The sequence below is a fragment of the Stenotrophomonas sp. ZAC14D1_NAIMI4_1 genome (assembly GCF_003086775.1).
Classification (GTDB): Bacteria; Pseudomonadota; Gammaproteobacteria; order Xanthomonadales; family Xanthomonadaceae; genus Stenotrophomonas.
On record NZ_CP026001.1, the window covers coordinates 56,493 to 78,772 of the forward strand.

Annotated in this window: 19 protein-coding genes; 14 read left to right on the forward strand and 5 right to left on the reverse strand. The window is 68.5% G+C overall.

Annotated features, from left to right (window positions below; all coding sequences use genetic code 11):
* Positions 1–4 precede the first annotated feature (4 nt).
* The 8 genes from C1927_RS00220 (at position 5) to C1927_RS00255 (ending at position 8,753) form a co-directional block, all read left to right on the forward strand.
* On the forward strand, positions 5–535 hold the full coding sequence (locus C1927_RS00220; RefSeq protein WP_079224526.1) for a TRAP transporter small permease: 531 nt from the start codon (positions 5–7) through the stop codon (positions 533–535).
* Positions 536–538: 3 nt separating this feature from the next.
* A complete protein-coding gene (locus C1927_RS00225) occupies positions 539–1,822 on the forward strand; it encodes a TRAP transporter large permease (RefSeq protein WP_079224528.1) in 1,284 nt (427 codons plus the stop codon).
* On the forward strand, positions 1,819–2,967 hold the full coding sequence (gene pelA / locus C1927_RS00230) for a pectate lyase (RefSeq protein WP_254051518.1): 1,149 nt from the start codon (positions 1,819–1,821) through the stop codon (positions 2,965–2,967). Before C1927_RS00225 ends, pelA begins: the two co-directional genes overlap by 4 nt.
* Positions 2,968–3,007: 40 nt before the next feature.
* Complete coding sequence (locus C1927_RS00235) at positions 3,008–4,600, forward strand: family 43 glycosylhydrolase (protein WP_108745607.1); 1,593 nt, start codon at positions 3,008–3,010, stop codon at positions 4,598–4,600.
* Between the two features lie 38 nt (positions 4,601–4,638).
* Complete coding sequence (locus C1927_RS00240; protein ID WP_079224534.1) at positions 4,639–5,697, forward strand: LacI family DNA-binding transcriptional regulator; 1,059 nt, start codon at positions 4,639–4,641, stop codon at positions 5,695–5,697.
* A gap of 169 nt (positions 5,698–5,866) precedes the next feature.
* The gene (gene kduI / locus C1927_RS00245; protein ID WP_108745608.1) at positions 5,867–6,715 is read left to right on the forward strand and encodes a 5-dehydro-4-deoxy-D-glucuronate isomerase; all 849 of its coding nucleotides are present in this window, start codon (positions 5,867–5,869) and stop codon (positions 6,713–6,715) included.
* A gap of 81 nt (positions 6,716–6,796) precedes the next feature.
* On the forward strand, positions 6,797–7,552 hold the full coding sequence (gene kduD / locus C1927_RS00250; RefSeq protein ID WP_108745609.1) for a 2-dehydro-3-deoxy-D-gluconate 5-dehydrogenase KduD: 756 nt from the start codon (positions 6,797–6,799) through the stop codon (positions 7,550–7,552).
* Positions 7,553–7,655: 103 nt separating this feature from the next.
* Positions 7,656–8,753 carry a GDSL-type esterase/lipase family protein gene (locus tag C1927_RS00255; RefSeq protein WP_108745610.1) on the forward strand — a complete coding sequence of 366 codons (1,098 nt, stop codon included), beginning with the start codon at positions 7,656–7,658 and terminating at the stop codon, positions 8,751–8,753.
* A 46-nt stretch (positions 8,754–8,799) separates the two neighbouring features.
* On the opposite strand, the gene C1927_RS00260 is transcribed toward C1927_RS00255, so the two are convergent.
* The gene (locus C1927_RS00260; protein WP_108745611.1) at positions 8,800–9,468 is read right to left on the reverse strand and encodes a DUF4375 domain-containing protein; all 669 of its coding nucleotides are present in this window, start codon (positions 9,466–9,468) and stop codon (positions 8,800–8,802) included.
* Positions 9,469–9,615: 147 nt separating this feature from the next.
* On the opposite strand from C1927_RS00260, the gene C1927_RS00265 reads away from it, so the two are divergent.
* Complete coding sequence (locus C1927_RS00265) at positions 9,616–10,716, forward strand: Fic/DOC family N-terminal domain-containing protein (protein WP_159095262.1); 1,101 nt, start codon at positions 9,616–9,618, stop codon at positions 10,714–10,716.
* Between the two features lie 9 nt (positions 10,717–10,725).
* Here the strand turns inward: C1927_RS00265 and phhA are convergent, their stop codons facing one another.
* Positions 10,726–11,619: a phenylalanine 4-monooxygenase gene (gene phhA, locus C1927_RS00270; protein ID WP_108745613.1), complete on the reverse strand. Its 894-nt coding sequence runs from the start codon at positions 11,617–11,619 to the stop codon at positions 10,726–10,728.
* Positions 11,620–11,744: 125 nt separating this feature from the next.
* Between phhA and C1927_RS00275 the strand changes: the two genes are divergently transcribed.
* Both C1927_RS00275 and C1927_RS00280 read left to right on the forward strand, forming a co-directional pair.
* Positions 11,745–12,227 (forward strand): Lrp/AsnC family transcriptional regulator, encoded by a 483-nt coding sequence (locus tag C1927_RS00275; RefSeq protein ID WP_079224542.1) that lies wholly within the window; start codon positions 11,745–11,747, stop codon positions 12,225–12,227.
* An 87-nt stretch (positions 12,228–12,314) separates the two neighbouring features.
* The gene (locus C1927_RS00280; RefSeq protein WP_079224544.1) at positions 12,315–14,312 is read left to right on the forward strand and encodes a hypothetical protein; all 1,998 of its coding nucleotides are present in this window, start codon (positions 12,315–12,317) and stop codon (positions 14,310–14,312) included.
* Between the two features lie 41 nt (positions 14,313–14,353).
* On the opposite strand, the gene C1927_RS00285 is transcribed toward C1927_RS00280, so the two are convergent.
* Both C1927_RS00285 and C1927_RS00290 read right to left on the reverse strand, forming a co-directional pair.
* A complete protein-coding gene (locus C1927_RS00285; RefSeq protein WP_079224545.1) occupies positions 14,354–15,346 on the reverse strand; it encodes a patatin-like phospholipase family protein in 993 nt (330 codons plus the stop codon).
* A 145-nt stretch (positions 15,347–15,491) separates the two neighbouring features.
* The gene (locus C1927_RS00290) at positions 15,492–16,538 is read right to left on the reverse strand and encodes a TIGR00266 family protein (RefSeq protein WP_079224547.1); all 1,047 of its coding nucleotides are present in this window, start codon (positions 16,536–16,538) and stop codon (positions 15,492–15,494) included.
* Positions 16,539–16,698: 160 nt separating this feature from the next.
* Between C1927_RS00290 and C1927_RS00295 the strand changes: the two genes are divergently transcribed.
* The gene (locus tag C1927_RS00295) at positions 16,699–18,966 is read left to right on the forward strand and encodes a TonB-dependent receptor (protein WP_079224549.1); all 2,268 of its coding nucleotides are present in this window, start codon (positions 16,699–16,701) and stop codon (positions 18,964–18,966) included.
* Between the two features lie 102 nt (positions 18,967–19,068).
* On the opposite strand, the gene C1927_RS00300 is transcribed toward C1927_RS00295, so the two are convergent.
* A complete protein-coding gene (locus tag C1927_RS00300) occupies positions 19,069–19,908 on the reverse strand; it encodes a phosphatase PAP2 family protein (protein WP_079225447.1) in 840 nt (279 codons plus the stop codon).
* Between the two features lie 243 nt (positions 19,909–20,151).
* On the opposite strand from C1927_RS00300, the gene C1927_RS00305 reads away from it, so the two are divergent.
* Positions 20,152–21,030 (forward strand): hypothetical protein, encoded by an 879-nt coding sequence (locus C1927_RS00305; RefSeq protein WP_108745614.1) that lies wholly within the window; start codon positions 20,152–20,154, stop codon positions 21,028–21,030.
* A gap of 11 nt (positions 21,031–21,041) precedes the next feature.
* Positions 21,042–22,244 (forward strand): DUF4785 domain-containing protein, encoded by a 1,203-nt coding sequence (locus C1927_RS00310; protein ID WP_108747735.1) that lies wholly within the window; start codon positions 21,042–21,044, stop codon positions 22,242–22,244.
* Positions 22,245–22,280 lie beyond the last annotated feature (36 nt).

The window sequence follows — 22,280 nt, forward strand, 5'->3', positions numbered from 1 at the left end:
TGCCATGACCGAGACCTTGCCGCCCGTTGCCGGGCCTGGACAGCGCCTGCTGGACCGCATCGCCGACATCGCCATCTACTGTGCCGTCGCCGCCCTCCTCGGGCTGGTGGTGGTGCAGGGCTGGCAGGTGTTCGCCCGCTACGTCATCAACGATTCGCCCAGCTGGACCGAGCCGGTCACGCTGTTGCTGCTGGCCACGGCGATGAGCCTGGGTGCGGCCTGCGGCGTGCACACCAACCGCCATTTCGGCTTCTTCCTGCTGCACGCCTACATGGGCCCCGGCCTGCGCCGCGCGGTGGATGTGCTGGTGCAGCTGGTGGTGGCCGTGCTGGGGGGCTTCATCGCCTTCTGGTCGGCCGACCTGCTGCTGGACGGGCTGGACATCAAGACCGCCGGCGCCCAGCTGCCGCAGAGCATCAACTACCTGCCGTTGGCCGTGGGTGGTGCGCTGATGGTGCTGTTCGCACTCAACCGTGCGTGGAAAGCGCTGCAGGCCCGCGACGCCGGCAGCGACGACGCTGAAGGAGATCGTTGACCCATGGGCATCACCATCCTGTTCGCCGTATTCGCCGTGCTGCTGCTGCTCGGCGTGCCGGTGGCCTACGCGCTGGCCGCCGCCGCGCTGGCCACCCTGCTCTACCTGGACATTCCCAGCATCGTGCTGGTGCAGCAGATCTCGGCCGGCACCGGCTCGGCCTCGCTGATCGCCATTCCACTGTTCATCTTCGCCGGCGAGATCATGATGCGCGGCGGCATCTCCGAGCGCCTGATCGCACTGGCGTCCTCGCTGGTCGGCCGCATGCGCGGCGGCCTGGGCCAGGTCTCGATCCTGTCCTCGCTGTTCTTCGGCGGCGTGTCCGGCTCGGCCATCGCCGACGTCTCAGCGGTCGGCGGCACGATGATCCCGCAGATGGTCAAGCGCGGCTATGACCGCGATTTCGCGGTGAACGTCAGCATCACCGCCGCGCTGGTGGCGCTGCTGGTGCCGCCCTCGCACAACCTGATCCTGTTCTCTGCCGCCGCCGGCGGTGGCCTGTCCATCGCCGATCTGTTCGCCGCAGGCATCGTGCCGGCACTGCTGATGACCGTCGCCCTGATGCTGACCGGCTATGCCGTGGCACGCCGCCGCGGCTACGGCGTGGAAGTGTTCCCGGGGTGGCGCGCGGTGCTGCTGCGCATCGTCTCTGCCCTGCCCGGCCTGGGCCTGGTCGCGCTGATCTTCGTCGGCATCCGTGCGGGCATCTTCACTGCGGTCGAGAGTGCGGCCATCGCCGTGGTCTACGCCCTGCTGGTGACCACCGTGCTGTACCGGCAGCTGCGCTGGCGTGAGTTCTTCGACACCGTCATCCATGCCGCGCGCAGCACCGGCGTCATCCTGTTCGTCATCGCCACCGCCGCCGTGTTCGGCTGGCTGCTGGCCTACCTGCAGGTGCCGACCGCCGCAGTGGACTTCCTGCAGTCGTTCGCGCACAGCCAGTTCATGGTGCTGCTGATGATCGTGGTGATGCTGCTGCTGCTGGGCACCTTCATGGACCTGGCACCGATGATCCTGATCTGCACGCCGATCTTCCTGCCGGTGGCCAAGGCCTACGGCATCGATCCGATCCACTTCGGCCTGGTGCTGGTGCTGACCGGCGGTCTCGGCCTGGTGACGCCGCCGGTGGGCTCGGTGCTGTTCATCGGTACCTCCATCGGCAAGATCACCGTGGGCCAGAGCATGCGCACGATCTGGCCGTTCTGGTTCGCCGCGCTGGCGGTGCTGCTGATCGTCACCTTCTTCCCGCAGCTCTCGCTGTGGCTGCCGGCCGCGCTGCGCGCATGATGCGGCGTCGCGCGTTGCCGCTGTTGCTGGGCGTGGGCATGGCCGCCACTGCGGCCCACGCTGCGCCGCCGGCAGCAGCACCTGCCATTCCGGTGGGCAGCTTCAACGACGGCGTGAACCACTGGCGCAGCGGCCATGCCGAGGGTTACGCACGGCTGCAGCCACAGCAGTACCGGCAGATCGCCGACAACCTGCTGTTGCTGCAGCGCCGCTCCGGCGGCTGGCCGGTGAACCAGGACCCGCTGCGGGTGCTGGACGCCGCCGCGCGCGCGGCCGCCCTCGTAGCGCAGGATGAGCCCGGCGGCAGCTTCGACAACCGCACCACCTACACCCAGGTGGACTACCTGGCCGAAGCCTTCGCCCGCAGCGGCGACACCCGCTACCGCGACGCCGCACTGCGTGGGCTGGATTTCATCCTCGACCAGCAGATCGAGCGCTGTGGCGGCTGGCCGCATTCGGTGCCGGCACGCACCGACTACCACGACCGCATCACCTTCGCCGACGATGTCACCAGCGGCGTGCTGACCACGTTGCGCCAGGTGCAGGACGCACCGCGCTTCGCCTTCGTCGATGCCGCGCGCCGCGCGCGGGTGGCCACGGCGGTGCAGCGCGGCGATGCCTGCCTGCTGCGCCTGCAGGTGCGCCAGCACGGCCAGCCGACGCTCTGGGCCGGCCAGTACGATGCCACCACGCTGCAGCCGGCACCCGGGCGGAAGTTTGAACTGGCCGCGCTGGTGACCGACGAAAGCGTGGGCGTGGTGCGTTACCTGATGTCCATTCCTGATCCGTCGCCGCAGACGGTGCAGGCCATCGAAGGCGCGCTGGCGTGGTTCCAGGCCAACGCGCTGCATGGTCTGCGGCTGCAGACCTTCGACGCACCCGCCGAACAGTTCGCCCACCACCGCAGCACGGTCGATCGCCGCCTGCTGGCCGACCCGGCCGCGCCGCTGCTGTGGGGCCGCTTCCATGACCTGGCCGACAACAGCGTCGTGCTGGCCAACCGCCAGGGCGAACGCCTGCAGACCTACGAGCAGGTCGGCCGCGAGCGCCGCACCGGCTACCACTGGTATGGCACCTGGCCGCAGGCCCTGCTCGACCGCGATGCGCCGGCCTGGCGCGCGCGCCTCGGCCGCCCTGCCCCCTGACGCTGCACCTGCCACCGCACCCGCACCACGGAGGAACCCGATGCTGTCGCGCACCGCTCTGAAGTCCCTGCTTGCCGCCACCCTGCTGCTGGCCGTACCCGCCCTTGCCCAGGTCACGGCGCAGGCACCGGCCACGTCGTGGAAACGTGGCATCGAGAACCAGCGCCAGGCCGACCTGGGCGACGGCACCTACCTCAACCCGGTGTTCGCCGGTGACCGGCCCGATCCGTCTGTGCTGAAGGACGGCCAGGACTACTACCTCACCCTCTCTTCGTTCGACGCCTACCCGGGCCTGCCGATCTGGCATTCGCGCGACCTGGTGAACTGGCAGCCGCTGGGCCATGCGATCACGAAGAACGTGGGCGCGATCTGGGCGCCGGACATCGTCAAGCACGAAGGCCGCTACTACATCTATTTTCCGGCGCGCACCGGTGAACACCGCAGCAACTTCGTGGTCTGGGCCGACAGCATCAAGGGGCCGTGGAGCGAGCCGATCGACATCGGCCTGGGCGGCTACATCGACCCCGGCCACGCCGTGGGCGAGGACGGCAAGCGCTACCTGTTCCTCAGCGGCGGCGACTACGTGCAGCTGGCCGACGACGGCCTGAGCGTCGTCGGTACGCCGAAGCACGTCTACGACGGCTGGAAGTACCCGCAGAGCTGGGACGTGGAGGCCTACGCGCAGGAAGGCCCGAAGATCCACTTCCGCGATGGCTGGTACTACATGACCACCGCCGTGGGCGGCACCGCCGGCCCGCCGACCGGGCACATGGTGATCACCGCGCGCTCGCGCTCGATCCATGGGCCGTGGGTGAACGCGCCCAACAACCCGATCATGCGCACGCAGTCGGCCGCAGAGCCGTGGTGGTCGCGCGGCCATGCCACGGTGATCGAAGGCACCGACGGGCGCTGGTGGATGATGTACCACGGCTACGAGAACGGGTACTGGACCCTGGGCCGGCAGGCCCTGCTGGAACCGATCGAATGGACCGCCGATGGCTGGTTCGTGGCCAAGGGCGGCGACCTCGGCCAGCCGCTGCGCAAGCCGTCCGGTGAATCGGTGGGCGCGCACGGCATGGCCCTGTCCGATGACTTCCGCGGCAAGACGCTCGGCCCGCAGTGGTCGTTCTTCAACCCGGCCCAGGATGAATACCGGCGGCTGGGCTTCAGCGGCCAGGGCCTGGTGCTGCAGGGCAAGGGCCAGACCCCGCGCGACAGCTCGCCGCTGACCGCCATCGCCGGCGACAAGGCCTACCAGTTCGAGGTGGAGATGGACATCGCCCCGGGCGCGGTGGGCGGCGCCCTGCTGTTCTACAGCGACCGGCTGTACGTGGGCGTGGGCAGCAACGGCGAGAAGTTCATCATGCACCGCTACGGCGAGGAGCGCCCGACCCGCTTGGCGGCCAGCACGAAGGGCGGCAAGCTGTGGCTGCGGGTGACCAACAACCGCCACATCGTGACGATCCACTCCAGCACCGATGGCCAGCGCTGGGAGAAGTACCCGGTTCAGATGGAAGTGTCCGGTTACCATCACAATGTGGCTGGCAAGTTCCTGGCACTGAAACCGGCCCTGTATGCGGCCGGCGACGGTGCGGTAACCTTCCGCAGCTTCCGCTATCGCGCGCTGGACTGAGCGCGCGCTGGAATCCCCAGACTTACCGGGTTCACTACATGTCAGTGCGCAACAAGAACGATGCCGCCACGCCGGCATTGGCGAAGGGCAAGGCCGCCACGATCAACGACATCGCGCGACTGTCGGGAGTATCGAAGAAAACGGTTTCAAGGATCATCAACAACTCGCCCCTGGTGCGCAAGGACACGCGCGACAAGGTCGAGGCGCTGATGCGCGAGGTCGGCTACACGCCTGACCCGCTGGCCCGTGGCCTGGCCTTCCGCCGCTCCTTCCTGATCGGCATGGTCTACGACAACCCGACCGCCCAGTACATCGTGGACATGCAGTACGGCGCGCTGGACGCGCTGCGCGGCTCCAGCTTCGAACTGGTGGTGCACCCCTGCGACAGCCGCAGCCCGGGCTACATCGACGGCGTGCGCCGCTTCGTGCAGCAGCAGAAGCTGCACGGGGTGATCCTGGTGCCGCGTGCCTCCGAAGACCAGGCGCTGGCCGACATGCTGGACGAGATCGGCTGCCGCTTCACCCGCGTGGCGGCGCTGCCGCTGGATGACAGCTCGCAGATGGTGGTCACCCACGATCGCGACGGTGCGGCCGAAGCGGCCGATTACCTGCTCTCGCTCGGCCACCGCGACATCGCCCTGGTGACCGGCCCCAGCGCCTACCGTTCCGCGCACGAGCGCACGGCCGGCTTCATCGACGCGCTGTCCCAGCGTGGCATCGAGCTGCCCAAGGACCGCATCATCGAGGCCGGCTACACCTTCGAATCGGGCGTGGCCGCCGCCGAGAAGCTGCTGCTGGGCAAGCGGCGGCCGACCGCCATCTTCACCGGCAACGATGAAATGGCCGCCGGCATCTACAAGGTAGCGCTGCGTGCGGGCATCAACATCCCGCGCCAGCTGTCCATCGTCGGCTACGACGACAGCCCGCTGGCCTCGCGCCTGTGGCCGTCGCTGACCTCGGTGCGCCGCCACACCCGCGACACCGGCCGCACCGCCGCAGCGATGCTGATCCAGCCCGACAGCCAGGCCGCGCTGCAGATCGCCAGCGTGCGCCCGCACCTGATCGTGCGCGACTCCTGCCAGCCGCCAGAGGATTGAGGCCTTCGGCCTCAATCCGGTAGGTCGGTGGGTCACGACCGTTGGTCGTGACTCTCCAGCCCCGCTATCGTGCGACGCAAAATGACACCGGTTACCAACCGCCGCTAGAATCGACCACGAACCGCGCCGGGGCCGAACCCTTCGGCCCGCCCCCTGCTCTGGAGAAGCCATGTACTGCAAGACCCACTACGCCACCCATCCCGATGCCATCAAGGGCGCCAGCAACAACCAGCTTCGCGAGCTGTACCTGCTCGACGGCCTGTTCAATGCCGGCCAGGTGACCCTGAAGTACACCCACTACGAGCGCTTCGTGCTCGGCGGCGCCGCTCCGGTCGATGCCCCGCTGGCCCTGCCGGCACAGACCGAACCGGCCTCGGCCGCCGGTCATCCGTTCCTGGAGCGCCGCGAGCTGGGCGTGATCAACGTCGGCAGCGGCACCGGTACGGTCACCGTCGACGGCACCGTCTACACGCTGGGGCCGAAGGACGGCCTGTACGTGGCGATGGGCAGCAAGGACGTCGTGTTCGCCTCGCAGGACGCTGCCAACCCGGCGCAGTTCTACCTGGCCTCGACCCCGGCCCATGCGCGCTTCGAAACCAAGCAGCTGTCGATCAAGGATGCAGTGGCGCTGGATCGCGGCGCGCTGGAAACCAGCAACGAGCGCACCATCTACCAGTACATCGTGCCGGCCACCTGCCAGTCCTCGCAGCTGCTGCTGGGCCTGACCGTGCTGAAGCCGGGCAGCGTCTGGAACACCATGCCGCCGCACCTGCACGACCGCCGCAGCGAGGTCTATTTCTACTTCGACCTGGGCGCCAACGACCGCGTCTACCACTTCATGGGCGAACCGGACGCGCAGCGCCACATCGTCATGCAGAACAACGAAGCGGTGGTGTCGCCGCCGTGGTCGATCCACATGGGCGCCGGCACCAGCAACTACGCCTTCATCTGGGCGATGGGTGGCGAGAACCTGGATTACACAGACATGCACGTGCTGGACATCTGCCAGCTCAAGTAAGCCCTGCCCGGCCGCCGCGCACCGCGCGCCGGCGGCCGTCGCCGCACCCCCCGCTCGCCTCTACCAAGGAACGCATACGCAATGGCTAATCCCTTCAGCCTGGAAGGCAAGGTCGCTCTGGTAACCGGTGGCAATACCGGCCTGGGCCAGGGCATCGCCGTGGCACTGGCCGCCGCTGGCGCCGACGTCGCCGTGGCCGGCATCGCCCCGCCCACCGAAACCATCGAAAAGATCACCGCGCTGGGCCGCCGCTGCCTGGCCATCGAAGCCAACCTGATCAGCATCGAGCCGGTGGCGCGCGTGGTGCGCGAAACCATCGAAGGCCTGGGCGGGCTGGACATCCTGGTCAACAACGCCGGCCTGATCCGCCGCGCCGATGCGGTGGACTTCAGCGAGCAGGACTGGGACGACGTGATGAACGTCAACATCAAGTCTGCGTTCTTCATCTCGCAGGCCGCCGGCCGCCACTTCATCGAACAGGGCCACGGCAAGATCATCAACATCGCCTCGATGCTGTCGTTCCAGGGCGGCGTCCGCGTGCCCTCGTACACCGCCAGCAAGAGCGGCATCGCCGGCATCACCCGCCTGCTGGCCAACGAATGGGCAGGCAAGGGCGTGAACATCAACGCCATCGCGCCGGGCTACATGGCCACCGACAACACGGCCGCCCTGCGTGCCGATGCAGACCGCAACAAGGCCATTCTCGAGCGCATTCCGGCCGGCCGCTGGGGCAACCCGGAAGACCTGGCCGGTGCGGCGGTGTTCCTGGCGTCGTCGGCGTCGGATTACATCAACGGTGCCGTGCTGCCGGTCGATGGTGGCTGGTTGGCGCGCTGACGCGCACTGGCCTGGGTAGTGCCGGCCGCTGGCCGGCATCGAGGCGATGCTTTCTCCGTTCATGAGGTTGCCGGCCAGCGGCCGGCACTACCGGGGCTCCGCCATGCGCTACCTGTTGCTGCTGTTGCTGCTGTCGTGCACCACCGCGCAGGCGGCGCCGGTGCGGCTGTTCATCGCTGGCGACTCCACCGCGGCCGAGTATGGGCCCGACCGTGCGCCACAGGCGGGCTGGGGCCAGGCGCTGCAGAGCTACCTGGACCCGGCGCGCTTCGAAGTACACAACCACGCCAAAGGCGGGCGCAGCACGCGCAGCTTCATCGACGAAGGGCGCCTGGAGGCGATCGCCAGCGAGCTGCGCCGCGGCGATGTGCTGCTGATCCAGTTCGGCCACAACGATGCGAAGTTCGAAGACCGCACGCGCTATACCGATCCGGAGACTGACTACCCGCGCCTGCTGATGCGTTATGTGCAGGTGGCGCGCGACAAGGGCGCCACGCCGGTGCTGGTCACGCCGGTGGCGCGGCTGCTGTACGACTTCGGATCACTGCTGGATACGCACGCGCGCTACACGGTGGCGATGCAGCAGCTGGCTGCGCGCGAACACGTCGCGCTGATCGAGCTCAATGACCGCAGCACGCGCTGGATCCGTGCGCTGGGCGAACAGGGCGCGCGCCCGTACTTCCTGTTCGTGCCTGCGCAGGGCAAGGCCGACGGCACGCATTTCAGCGTGGCCGGTGCCAATGCAGTGGCCTGCCTGGTGCTGCGCGAGGCCGTGCCGCTGCTGCCAGCGCTGCAACCGGCGCTGGTGCGTGATATCGACTGCGACGTGATGGGCGCAGGGCAGGGCGCCGATGCGCAGCGGCCCTCGCAGGTGCTGCATGAAGACACGGTTGCACGCGCGCAACCGGGCCCGCATGGCGGCGCCGGGCCGACCACCGCGTACCCGTTCTTCGCCGACGCGACGGACCTTCCGTTCGTGCTGCGCAAGCGCGTGCTGCACAAGGGCGCCGGCATCGGCCTGCACCCGCAGCACAAGGACGAGATCTACTACATCGTGAGCGGGCAGGGCAGCTACGTGCTGGATGGAGAGCAGCACGACGTGCGCGCGGGCCACGCGCTGCTGACGCGCACGGGCAGCACGCACGCGCTGCAGCAGGTGGGTGAGGAGGATCTGGTGGTGCTGCTGGCGTACCCGCGGTGAACCGTAGAGTCGAGCTTGCTCGACTGCTCCTTATCCTGGCAACGCGTCAGTCGAGCAAGCTCGACTCTACCGGCTCCGGCCCGAAGTGCTTCAGCCCCAGCCGCGCCAGGTCCTCCGGCCGCTCGAAATAGGCTTCGTCGAAGGCGTGCAGGGCGGCCTGCTCCTCCTCGGTCATCGCGCCGTACAGGTCGTGCAGCTGCGTGATTGCCGGGTCCTCCTCCAGCCGGTCCAGCAGGCCGCGCATGCCGGCCAGGATCGCGTGGGTCTGCACCGCGCCCATCGCCTGCAGCGCACGCAGCGCCAGCTGGCAGGTCGGGTCACCCCAGTTGCACAGGAACTGCATGAAGCCGCCGTTGTTGATGTCCGCTTCCATGCGCCACAGCGCCACCAGCTGCTGGTCTTCGTCGGACAGCGCATCCAGCGCCCATGCGGCTGCCTTCAGGCGCGCCAGCGCGGCCTCGTAGCGGTCATCCCACACCTGGTTGGGGATATCGACCACGCCCTGCTCGCGCGGCGGCAGCAGTGCGGGCCAGTTCACACCCAGGCCATCGGCGGTGGCAACCCAGTGCGCGCGCTGTTGGGCCGTGGCTTCGAACAGCGCGGGCGCCCAGCGCAGTGGCTGGCGGGTGCGGCGGCCATCGGCCAGGGTCAGCAGGATGAAGTCGTCGTTGAAGGCGACGTCGGTTACGCGCAGCGAAGCAAATACATCAGTCATGCTGTGCAGGATACCGGCGCCGTCGGCGTACCCGGAAACTTCAAAACACCCCAACGCTTTTGAAGTTTAGTTGCATAAACTTCAAAAGCATGGGGGGCTTTTGAAGGATAGGAGTGATCCCAGCGGAGATTTCCGACGCCTCGTCGGTTGCCTGAAGGGCATACGGGCTCGCGGCAGCGCCTCATCGCTGCAAATGCATCGCTGGACCGTCTGGATCAGGCGATGCGGCAATGGCCAGCCCCTGACATGGTGACCCGGACGCTCGCGCGACGCGAAGCCGTCCAGAGCTCCCAGATCGAGGGGACCCAGACCAACCTGGACGAACTGCTGGTGTTTGAGGCCACGCTCGGCCTGGATGGTCTGCCTGCCGATGTCGTGGTGACCGAGCGCTACGTGCAGGCACTGCAAGAGGGCCTTGATGCCGTGCGTGCCAGCGGTCGCGAGGCGCTCGATCTCGCCCTTGTCAATCAGCTCCACGCGGTGTTGATGCAGGATGCCCCGGACGATTTTCCCAAGGGACGGTACCGCCAGGAGCAGGCCACCATCGGTCCGCTGGGGGGACGACCCGAGGATGCCCGTTTCGTTCCTTCGCCGCCCGACCGCATCGACGCGGCGATGCGTGAACTCGAGCGTGCCATGTTGAAGTACGAGCCCGCCGAGGAAGAGCAGTTCGAACTCAACATCATCGCGCAGCTCGCGATTTCCCACGCCCAGTTTGAAACCATCCATCCCTACAAGGACGGCAATGGACGTACGGGAAGGCTGCTGCTGCCGTTGATCCTCGCCGCCGAAGGCCACCCGCCGCTCTATCTGTCAGGCGCCTTGTTGCGCAACAAAAGCGCCTACTACGACGCGCTCAACCAGGTGCAGATTCGCGGTGAGTGGGGGCCATGGATGGATATGCTGTGCCAGGCCGTGGTCGAGTCTGCGCACGACGCGATTTCCATCGCCGATGACATGTCCCGGCTCACCGCAGCGTGGGAGATTGAACTCCAAGGCTATCGTCGCGACTCGGTGGCGCGCAGGCTTCCGCCGTTGCTGATCGGCCACCCGGTGGTGACGGCAGGCCAGGTGGCTGCCTTGTTGGGGGTGTCTGATCGCTCAGCCCTGACAGGGATCTACGCGCTTGAGGCAGAAGGCATCCTCGTCCCCGGCAGTGATCGTCGCTGGGGGCGCACCTATCACGCGCACGCGGTCCTGCAACGACTCAATCAATTGCCAACGGCACTTCCTGATCGCCTGCGCTGAGCCCTCGCCTCACACGTCCCCGCCGTCCGCCCACCCCTCACCCGTACCCGCCTGGAACACGCGGTCATCGGCCTGCACGTCACCGGCGGGCAGGTGCGACTGGTCGGCCAGTGCGGCGTAGATCGGGGTGAAGTCCGGCGAGGTCGCCTGCATCAGCTGCTCGAAGCTGTCGATGACGAAGTAGGTCTTCTGGAAGGTGTCGATGCGGTACTTCGTGCGCATGATCCGCTGCAGGTCGAAGCCGATGCGGTTGGGCGCGGCCGATTCCAGCGAGTACAGCGATTCGCCCTTCGATGACACGATGCCGGCACCGTAGATGCGCAGGCCGTCGGGCGTGTCGATCAGGCCGAATTCCACCGTGTACCAGTACAGGCGCGTGAGGTTCTGCAGCGCATCCGGGCCGATCGCGTGGGCTTTGACGCCGCCGCGGCCGTAGGCCTCCATGAAGTCGGCGAACACCGGGTTCATCAGCAGCGGCACGTGGCCGAACAGGTCGTGGAACAGGTCCGGTTCGGCGATGTAGTCGATCTGGTCCGGGCGGCGGATCCACCAGGTCACCGGGAAACGGCGGTTGGCCAGATGGTCGAAGAAATCCAGTTCCGGCAGCAGGCCTTCCACGCCCACCAGGGTCCAGCCGGTGGCCGCGCCCAGCACTTCGTTGAGCTGGTCGAAGCGCGGGATCATGTGCGCGTTCATGCCCATCTCGTCCTGCGCGTCGAGGAATTCCTGGCAGGCGCGGCCCACCAGCAGCTCGCGCTGGCGCTGGTACAGCGTGCTCCAGGTGGCGTGGTCGTCGGCGGTATAGGTGTCCCACGGCTGCTCGACGAGCGCGGTGGTGTACACCGGCACGTAGCCCTTGTCGGTCTGCTGGTGTTCGACGCGGCGGGGCTGGGCGAGGTCCATGGGGCACTCCTTGAAGGGATACCTGTGATGCTAGGGCAGGGCGCGCGCAACAGGGTTGCAAAAGTTGCGCGTAATGGGCCTCGTGGCGCAATATCCTTGCGTACTCACCGTGTTGCGGGGCAGCAATGGCCGGAGAAGTCCAGTTCGATCGCACGGATATACGCCTGTTGGCCGAGATCCAGCGTGATGGTCGCGCCACCAACGCGGAGTTGGCGACGCGGGTGAACCTGTCGCCGTCGGCCTGCCTGCGGCGCCTGCAGCGGCTGGAAAGCGAAGGAGTGATCGTCGGCTACGGCGCGCGCCTGGAACCGCGCCAGCTGCGCCTGGGCCTGCAGGCCTTCGTCCGCGTGCAACTGGAAAAGCACGACCAGGCGGCCATCGGCCACTTCGTGGACAGCGTGCAGGGCTGGGATGAAGTGGTGGCCTGCCACGCCCTGACCGGCGACATGGACTATCTGCTGCACGTCTACGTGCGCGACCTGGAGCACTTCTCGCGCTTCCTGCTGGACAGGCTGCTCAACGCCGGCGGCGTGGCCGATGCCAATTCCAGCTTCGTGCTGCGCACGGTGAAGGGCTTCCAGGCGCTGCCGCTGTCGCAGCTGGAGTAAACCGGCTGCGGCGATTTGACGGCGCCGGGCGGGTAGCCGAGCATCACCGCCCTGCGCGCGGCGCAGCGTTCCTTTCCGGTTCCAGGCATGTCCGAACTCCAGCACCCGGTGCTTACCACCACCTTCCTGCCGCTGCAGCGCAAGTCGCTGGCGCGCTACATCGCCCATGGCACGCCGCCGCAGAGCGCGCTGGAACAGGCCGGGCTGATGGCCGCGCAGCTGTGCCGCGCGCGCCTGCACACACCCGCTGAAATCGAGCGCCTGCTGCACGAGGCCTGCGCGCTGTTCGCCACCAGCGAAACCGCCGCCGCGCAGTTGACCGGTACGGGTGGCGGTGGCCAGCCGGAGCTGGACGCCTGGCTGGCCGCGCTGGCCGCCCATGGCGTGCTGCTGGCACCGGCGGAGATCCTGCAGGACTTCATCGCGCAGTCGCCCAGCGAGTACCCGGGCCTGGCCCTGCAGCAGGCCTGCCAGGAAACCCTGGCCGAACATGAGATCCGCTTCCCGGCCGCGTTCGCCAGCGACGATGAGGACGACGACCAGGACGAAACCGTTGCCAGCGATTCGCGCGCGGTCGAACACCATGGCCTGTACACGTCCGAGCAGGCCCGCGTGCTGCGTGCCATCGCGGCCAATCCCGATGAACTGATCGACCTCGATGGCTACGCCGGTACCGGCAAGGGCCACCTGGTGCTGGCGCTGATGGATGCGCGGCCGGGCCGCTATACCTACATTGCGCCGTCGCGCGGCCAGGTCGAAGCGTTCCGCGCCCGCGTGCCGGCCAGCACGGCCGTGCGCCTGCTGACCCAGATCGAATTCGCCAACCGCGTGGCCCAGCACGCTGCGCGCAACGGCCAGACCGGCGGCTTCGTCGCCAGCTACCGGCGCAGCACCCGCACCCCGCGCGAGATCGCCGGCCGCATCGGCCTGCAGGGCATCGCTGGGCGCAGCCCGGAACAGGTGCTGCTGACCGCCTTCGAGGCCATCAACCGCTGGTGCGCGTCGTCCGCACCGCGCATGGCATTCCAGCATTTCGACCGCTCGGTGCCGGCCGCCATGCTCGACGTGGCGCCCTACCTGGCGGCGGCCGAGCACGTCTGGCGCAGCATGTTCGATGCCGAACTGCAGCGTGGCGCCCTGCTCAGCCTGAGCCCGGCGCACATCGGCAAGTGGCTGGCGCTGCGCGGCGTCACCCCGCCGCAGGACATGGGCATGCTGCTGGTGGACGAGGCGCATGACCTGAGCCCGTCGTGGAAGCAGCTGCTGGCCGGTCACGCCCCCGGTGTGGTCAGCCTGGGCGACCCGCACCAGTGCCTGTCCGGCACGGTGCCGCGCTGGGCCGCATCGAAGGTGCTGGAAATGCACCAGTCGGTGCGCCAGGGCAACCAGGTCGATGGCCTGGTCAACCAGGCGCTGGCGCTGGATGGCCTGGGCCCGGACAGCGGTCCGTTTGTGGGTGCCGCTGACCGCGCCACGGGTGTGCTGCATTACCGCGATTGGTCGCAGGTGCCACGCACGGGCCTGCGCATCCATGGCAATGCCGCCGATCTGGCCCTGGACGCCGCACAGCTGCAGGCGCAGGGGCTGCGGCCCTACCTGCACCCGGCCTCGCTGCGCGCGCTGCGCAGCGCGTTGCAGGGGCCGCTGGATGCCTGGCGCCGCCGCGATAGCGGGTCGAACCAGATGCAGGAGCGTTTCCTGGCCACGCAGGCCGGCGACGGGCAGGGCGCATGGGCGGACCTGTTCGCTTCGGCCGACCGGGTGCAGTCACTGCTGCAGGCGCTGGATGACCAGGACACGCCCGCCGATGCACGCGTGGTGCTGTGCCTGGCCGAGCACGCGAAGAACCTGCAGTTCGACGTCGTCTCGCTGTCGCCCGGCTGTTTCAGCGCAGGGCAGGGCGGGCGCATCTGGCACAACCCGGTGCGCGCGGTCTACCTGGCGCTGACCCGTGCGCGCCGCCAGCTGCACGTGCCCGCCGATGGCATGGAACAGCTGCAGCACACCGCGGCGCTGCAGGAACAGGCGCGCCAGGCACGCCGGCGCGAACGGCAGCAGGCCAGCGGTTACCGGCCGGTGCGCTAGCGCGGGATGCCGCGCCGCTCAGCAGCGACGCGGCAGGACACTCAGCACTTTTCCTTGCGGCCCATCATCCTGCCCAGGCGCGAGGGCTCATCGCACTTCGGCACGACCGGTGCAGCCGGTGCCAATGCCGCCGCGCGCGCCTTCTGCAGCTGCTGGATCTTCGCGCGGATCTGCGGCATCGCCGCCATCGCGGCCTTCTCGCCTTCGAGGATGGCAGTGCCACGCTGGCTGAAATCGGCGGCACCGATGTCCAGCACCTTCGGCCGGATGACGATGTCGGCGCGTGCCAGTTCCTGCTCGCCCAGGCGCTGGCCCATGATCGAGATCGACTGGTTGACGATGCCCAGCATGCCGGTCGGTGCCTTGCCGCTGGCCTTGCTGGAGATATCCACGGCGATGACGAACTCGGCACCGAGCTGGCGCGCGGCATCCACCGGCACCGGGCTGACCACGCCGCCGTCGATGTAGTTGCGGCCACCGATCTTCACCGGCTCGAACACGCCGGGGATGCTGCTGGACGCGCGCACGGCCTGGCCGACGTTGCCGCGCACGAAGATCGCGCGCTCGCCGGTTTCCAGCTGGGTGGCGACGGCGGCGAACGGCTTCTTCAGCTTTTCGGCCGGCCGGTTGGCCACCTGCTCGTTGACGTAGTCCTGCAGCTTCTGGCCCTGCACCAGGCCGCCGGAGAACAGGCGCACGTCGCGGATGCTGGCTTCATCCAGCGCCACGGCCTTGCTCTGCATCTGGAACGCGTCCATGCCGCTGGCATACAGCGCGCCGACCACGCTGCCGGCGCTGGTGCCCGACACCACTACCGGTTCGAAGCCGTTGGCTTCCAGCATCTTGATCACGCCGATGTGGGCAAAGCCCTTGGCTGCACCGCCACCGAGGGCGATGCCGATCTTCACCGGCTTGGCCTGCGGTACCAGGATCGGCTGCGGCGGCGGAGTGGGGCGGACCTCCTCGCCACCACAACCGGCCAACAGGCCGAGCAGGGCGACGGACAGCAGCACGCGGGGGCGGAACAGGCTCATCGGCAATGCGCTCAGGGCGCCGGATTCAGGAAAGGGCGCCAGCATACCGAAGGTGCAAAATCCGTGGGTAGCGCCGGGCCGTGCCCGGCGGATGGTTCAGCTGCCGCTGTGCTCGCCGGGCATGGCCCGGCGCTACCGTGCAGGATCAGAAGCGGTTGTCGCCGCCCAGTGCGCGGCCCAGCCCGCCCAGGATCGAGCCTTCGCCGCGGCTCTGCCCGCCGCCCTGCGGCGCGGCCATCCACATGCGCCCGGCCAGCCGCGAGAACGGCAGCGACTGCAGCCAGACCTTGCCTGGCCCGGTCAGCGTGGCCAGGAACACGCCCTCGCCGCCGAACAGCATGCTCTTGATGCCGCTGACCCGGCGCACGTCCATCTCCACCGACGCGTGGTAGGCCACCACGCAGCCGGTATCCACGTCCAGGCGTTCACCGGCGGCCAGCTCGCGCTCGATCACGCAGCCACCGGCATGGATGAAGACCCAGCCGTCGCCTTCCAGCTTCTGCATGACGAAGCCCTCGCCACCGAACAGGCCGGTCATGATCTTGCGCTGGAACTGCACGCCGATGCGTACGCCGCGCGCGCCGGCCAGGAAGCTGTCCTTCTGGCAGATCAGGCGCCCGCCGTGCTGGTCCAGCTTCATCGGCAGCACCGTGCCGGGGTAGGGCGCGGCGAAGGCGACCTTGCCGCGGCCCGTGCCGGTCTGGGTGTAGACGGTGGCGAACAGGCTTTCGCCGGTCACCACGCGGCGGCCCGCAGCCATCACCTTGTCCATGAAGCCGCTGCTGGCCTGCGAGCCGTCGCCGAACACGGTGTCCATCTGCACCGTCGATTCCTTGAACATCAGCGCGCCCGCTTCGGCGATCGCGCTTTCGCCCGGGTCCAGGCCGATCTCCACGAACTGCATTTCATGGCCGACGATGCGGAAATCGATGGGATCGCCGTGGCCGCCGCTGCTGCTGGCTGCCTGCGTGGCGGCGGGCGTGGCGGCGGGCAGTACCGGCGGTGCGGCGGTAGCAGGCGCTGCCGGGCCCGCGTGCAATACGGCCAGTTCGGACACGGCTGTCCACCCGCTCATGCCCTGGCACCAGGCCAGTGCCCGCGGGTTGGCCTGCGCAAATTGGCGTGCAGCGTGCTCGTCGAGCGGGCCGATACGCTCGGCCTGGCCGGCGGCGTGGAAGTACCACTGGGTCATCGCAGCAGCTCTGTTGCAAGGGGAAAGCGCGAGTCTAGCGGCCTGCCGGGGGCGCTGCGGGCAGGGGCCATGAACGATCGGCATTTGCGGCGCAGGTGCTGTATTGCAACAATTATCTGGTAGCGCCGTTTTACCACCCCTCCAAACACAGCCTACCGCCATGTCTCCGACCCGCACTTCCCGTGGCCGATTTCCGGTCGCGCGTCCCCTCGTTGCCGCTCTTTCCGCCCTGCTGCCGCTGGTAGCAGCCGCCCAGGAAACCCCCGCTGCCAAGGATCCGGTTGCCCTCGACGCCCTGCAGGTCACCGCACAGCGCCGCGTCGAGAACGCCAAGGACGTGCCGGTCGCGATCACCGCGATCCAGGGCGAGAAGCTCGATGTGCTCGGCTCCGCCGGCGATGACATCCGCTTCCTGTCCGCGCGCGTGCCCAGCCTGAACATCGAATCGTCCTACGGTCGTGCCTTCCCGCGCTTCTACATCCGCGGCCTGGGCAACACCGACTTCGATCTCAATGCCTCGCAGCCGGTCTCGCTGGTGTATGACGACGTGGTGCAGGAAAGCCCGCTGCTGAAGGGCTTCCCGCTGTTCGACCTGGCCGGCGTGGAAGTGCTGCGTGGCCCGCAGGGCACGCTGTTCGGCCGCAACACCCCGGCAGGCGTGGTGAAGTTCGATTCGGCTCGTCCGTCGCAGGACGCCGATGGCTACGTGAAGATGTCCTACGGCACGTATGACACCTGGAACGTGCAGGGTGCCTACGGCGGCCCGCTGACCAGCCGCTGGTCGGCGCGCGTGTCGGCGCTGTACCAGCGCCGCGAGAACTACGTCGACAACACCATCACCACCGCGCCCAGCTCGGGCTTCGAGGGCTATGACGAGGCCGCTGGCCGCGTGCAGTTCCTGTACGAAGGTGACGACGTCGAAGCACTGTTCAACCTGCACAAGCGCAAGCTCAACGGCACCGCCCGCCTGTTCCGCGCCAACATCATCCAGAAGGGCAGCAACGCGCTGGTCGAGAACTTCGACCGCGACAAGGTCTCCACCGATGGCCTGAACTTCTCCAACCTGGAAACCTGGGGCGGCAGCGCACGCCTCAAGTGGGACCTGGGCCGCGTCACCCTGCACTCGATCACCGGCTATGAAACCGCCGAATCGCTGAACCACGGCGACGTCGACGGTGGCTACGGCGCGGCGTTCCTGGGTGCCGGCAACTCCGGCCCGGGCCTGATTCCGTTCCCGTCCGAATCGGCCGACGGCCTGCCGCACCACCGCCAGTGGACGCAGGAATTCCGCGTCGAATCCAACGAGTGGGGCCGCTTCGACTGGCAGGCCGGCGTCTTCTACTTCGATGAAGACGTCACCATCGACAGCTTCAACTACGACTCGCTGACCCCGGGCAACCCGCAGACCGGCCACGCCGTGCAGAGCCAGCGCAACAAGGCCTGGGCCGCGTTCGCCTCGGGCGACCTGGACGTGACCGACCGCTTCAAGCTGCGTGCTGGCGTGCGTTACACCCAGGACAAGAAGGACTTCACCGCCAGCGTGCTGCAGGCCGTGCCGGGCGGCACGCCGGTCAGCGGCCCGTACCTGGCCAACAGCGATGTCGACGACGTCAGCTGGGACCTGAGCGGCGTCTACCAGATCACCGACAACATCAACGCCTATGCGCGCGTGGCCAAGGGCTTCCGTGCACCGTCGATCCAGGGCCGCCTGGCCTTCGGCGGCGTCACCCAGGCCGATTCGGAGAAGGTGATCTCGTACGAAGCCGGCATCAAGGCCGACCTGTTCGACCGTCGCGCACGCCTGGGCTTCAACGTGTTCCGCTACAACGTCGATGGCCAGCAGCTGATCGCCGTGGGTGGCAGCAACAACACCGCCACCCTGCTCAACGCCGACAAGACCATCGGCCAGGGCTTCGAGCTGGACTTCGAGGCGTACCTGACCGACCACGTGCTGATGACGCTGGGCAGCAGCTACAACGACACCGAGATCAAGGACCGTGACCTGGCCGTGGCGATCTGTGGCGGTGGCTGCACCATCACCGACCCGACCACCGTCATCAACGGTGGCACCTACGCGCTGGTCAACGGCAACCCGCTGCCGCAGGCGCCGAAGTGGATCCACAACCTGACCCTGCGTGCCGGTTTCCCGGTGAACGATGCCAGCGAGGTCTACGTGTACACCGACTGGGCGTACAAGAGTGCGGTCAACTTCTTCCTGTACGAGTCGCCGGAGTTCCGCAGCCGCAGCTCGCTGGAAGGTGGCCTGCGCGTGGGCTACAACTGGGATTACGGCCAGTACGACGTGGCCGTGTTCGGCCGCAACCTGACCAACCAGACCCGCGTGGTCGGCGCGATCGACTTCAACAACCTGACCGGTTTCCTCAACGAGCCGCGCACGTTCGGCGTCGAGTTCACCGCGAAGTTCTGAGGCGGTTGATGGCGTGATGCAATGAAGAAGGGCCGGCGCAATGCCGGCCCTTCTGTTTTACAGGTCCGCCGGGCCATGCCCGGCGAGCGCAGCGGCGATGCCTTACAGCGCGCTTTGCGGCCGCACCTTCAGCACCGCTTCCTCGGCCGCGCAGTCGCGGCTGGAATGCAGGCCGGCCTTGCGAGCGTCGGCGATCTCCTTGCGCGCGGCCAGCAGATCCTTGTTGAACGCCGCGTTGTCATGCAGGCGGGCCACCGCAGCGGCACCCATGAAACGCCCTTCGAGGATGTCGCTCTGCCAGTGCACGTTGCACACCAGGCGGCTCTCGCCGTAGTTGCGGCCACGCGCCTGGATGGCGTCGGCGCGGTCCGGCGCGATCTCCGAGAGAATCAGCGCCCAGGCCCAGCCGATGGAGGTGTGGCCCGACGGATAGGAGCCGTTCCTGCGCAGGCCGGCTTCATCGTCGGGCGTGCAGGTCGGCTCGCCGTTGACCATGAAGGGGCGCGGACGCTGGTACTGGTTCTTGGCGGCCTTGGTGGCCGCGCTGGCATCGATGCGGCTGCGCTCCAGCAGGCGGTACAGGGCGGGGGTCTTCACCGCGTCCACGTCGATGTCGGCGGCGCAGGAGAACTGGTTGGCGCCAGCCGGGAAACCGAGTTCGGCATCGCTGGTCGCCTGGCTGAAGCGCGGCGTGCCACGCAGGGCGCGGGCTTCGCGGCTGACCTGCTCATCCAGCGCGAAGCCGGCCGAACCGGCTGCCGGCGGCGCCGGCACCAGGGCGATGCTGGCCGGCACGGCGGCCTTGTCGAGGTAGCCCACCGCCTTGGTGGTGACGTTGGATTCCACCGCGGTCGGTGCGGTGGCGGTGGACGCGCAACCGGCCAGCGACAGGGCGATGGCCAGGCCGAGCAGGGGGCGGGCGGGGAGGGCAGGCAAAGACATGGGCAGGCTCGAGACAGGAAACACAGCGGCCATGATCGCAGCCCCTCCTGCCGCCCGCAGCGTCCATGGGTCATACGGCCAGACCCGGCATGGTGGCTCTGGGTAGTCATTATCCTGCAACAAGATCATCCATCTTCGCCAATCTCCCGAATACGGGCGCAGCGCACGGACTTTCACGCGCGTTCGCCGCCAGCATCGGGCCACAGCCGGGCCGGGGGGATCCGCTGACGAGGGAGAGATGCGATGCGCAGCACCGCAACAGGAAGTACCGGCCTGGCCCTGCTGCTGGGCCTGGCCTGCACCCCGGCGCAGGCCGCCGATGTCTACGGCGTGGCCTTCGTGCACGGCACCGGCGCCCAGACCGATGCCACCCAGGACTACTGGCAGCCGGCGATCATCGACACCGTGCGCCAGGGCCTGCCGAACAGCAGCAACTACGTGGTCATCAACTGCGATTTCACCCAGTACATGTGGAAGCCGGAAGCTGCCGGCTGCCTGGCCAACCAGCTGACCAGCTTCATCGACAGCCGCGGCATCACCCAGCTGGTGGTCATCACCCATTCCAACGGCGGCAACGTGGTGCGCTGGATCCTGTCCAACCCCACCTACGACAGCCGCTACCCGAAGATCATCAGCACGGTGCGCAAGGTCACCGCGCTGGCGCCGTCCTCGGCGGGCACGCCGCTGGCCGATGCGGTGCTCAACGGCAACACCTTCGAGACCTCGCTGGGCTGGCTGCTGGGCTACAAGAACGATGCGGTGCGCATGCAGCAGGTCGGCCACATGGCCACCTACAACGCGCAGAACCTGTATGGCACCGCCGGCCGCCCGGCATTGCCCAAACCCTTCCGCGCGGTGGTCGGCAGCGATGTCGAATCGGCCGTGTGGGACAGCAACAGCTACTGCGGCGGCTACGCGGCCAACGTCGGCCTGGAGTTCACCCAGAACTGGCTGTCGTCCTGTTCGGACGGCTTCCTGGAGTGCAGCAGCCAGAAGGCGGCCGGCACGCTGTGGTTCACCGACAAGGCGCGTACCCAGGGCGCCGAGCCGCTGAGCCACAACCAGAGCCGCCGCGAGTGCTTCGGCCTGGGCACGATCCTGCGCAACGACCTGACCCAGTGAGGGAGATGACCATGAAGATCCAATCAACCCTGCTGGCTGCGGCCATGCTGGCTGCACTTGCCGCTGTGCCGGCCCATGCCGCGCAGGCGCTGCGTGCCGCCGCTGCCGGTGACCAGGTGCCCGCGGCGCTGGTGGCCGCGCCGCTGCCAGCCGATGACAGCGAGCGCGTGCCGCTGGCCTTCGCCTGGGCGCTGGACCCGGCGCAGCCGCTGCGGGCACCGGGCGCCTACGCGGCGGTCAGCCGCAGCTACTGGCAGCAGGTCGACGCCGCCGAACTGCAACGCGGCCTGGACCTGCCGCTGACCGCACCGGATGCCGTGATCCAGCTCAGCCCGGGCACCGGTGCACGCGCGCTGCCTGCCGAGGCACTGCAGGTGCGCGATGCGGCCGGCCGCAGCAGCGTGGCGCGCAGTGTCGATGCGCGGCAGCTGCAGGCTGCAGGCATGGCGGTGACCGATGGCAGCAGCATGCTGCGCACTGGCGCCAGCAGCGCGGTGGGCACGTACCGGCTGCAGAGCGCGCAGGCGCAGGGCCGCTACGTGGTGCAGGTGCTGGAACCCAACAGCCCGGTGCGGCTGGAGGTGCAGGCCAGCCAGGCGCAGGTGCTGGCCGGTGGCAGCGTGCAGCTGCAGGCGCGCCTGCTGGAAGACGGCCCCAGTGCCGCGAAGCTGGCCGCGCGCCGCAGCAGCCTCGGCGGCGAAGCCCTGCTGGTGGCGCCCGACGGCCGCAGCTGGCCGCAGCGCCTGCTGCGTACCACCGATGGCAGCCTGCGTGCGCAGGTGCGCATTCCGGCAGAGGCCAGCACGGTGCAGGGCCTGTGGGAGCTGCAGGTGTTCGCCCAGGCCGATGGCGTGCTGCGCGATGGCAAGGTGGCCTTCGCGGTGGCGCAGCCGACCGCACGCTTCAGCGGCCAGGCCACGCCCGATGCGGCCAGCCGCCAGGTCAGCCTGCCGCTGCAGGTGGCCGCCGCGGGTCGCTACGAGGCGCGCGGCACGCTGTACGCCACCGGCGCCGATGGCCAGTTGAAGCCGGTGGCGCAGGCGCACGCGGCCGCATGGTTCGAGGGCGCTGGCCGTGGCGCGCTGGTGCTGCCGTTCGACCAGGCCGCGCTGCCGGCCGGCTTCGGCGCACCGTATGAGCTGCGTGACCTGCAGCTGCAGGACCAGAGCCGGATGGCGCCGATCGAATCGCGCGCGCTGGCGCTGCGGTTCTGAGGAGCGCGTGGCGGGTCGGATTCCCCGGCCCGCTGC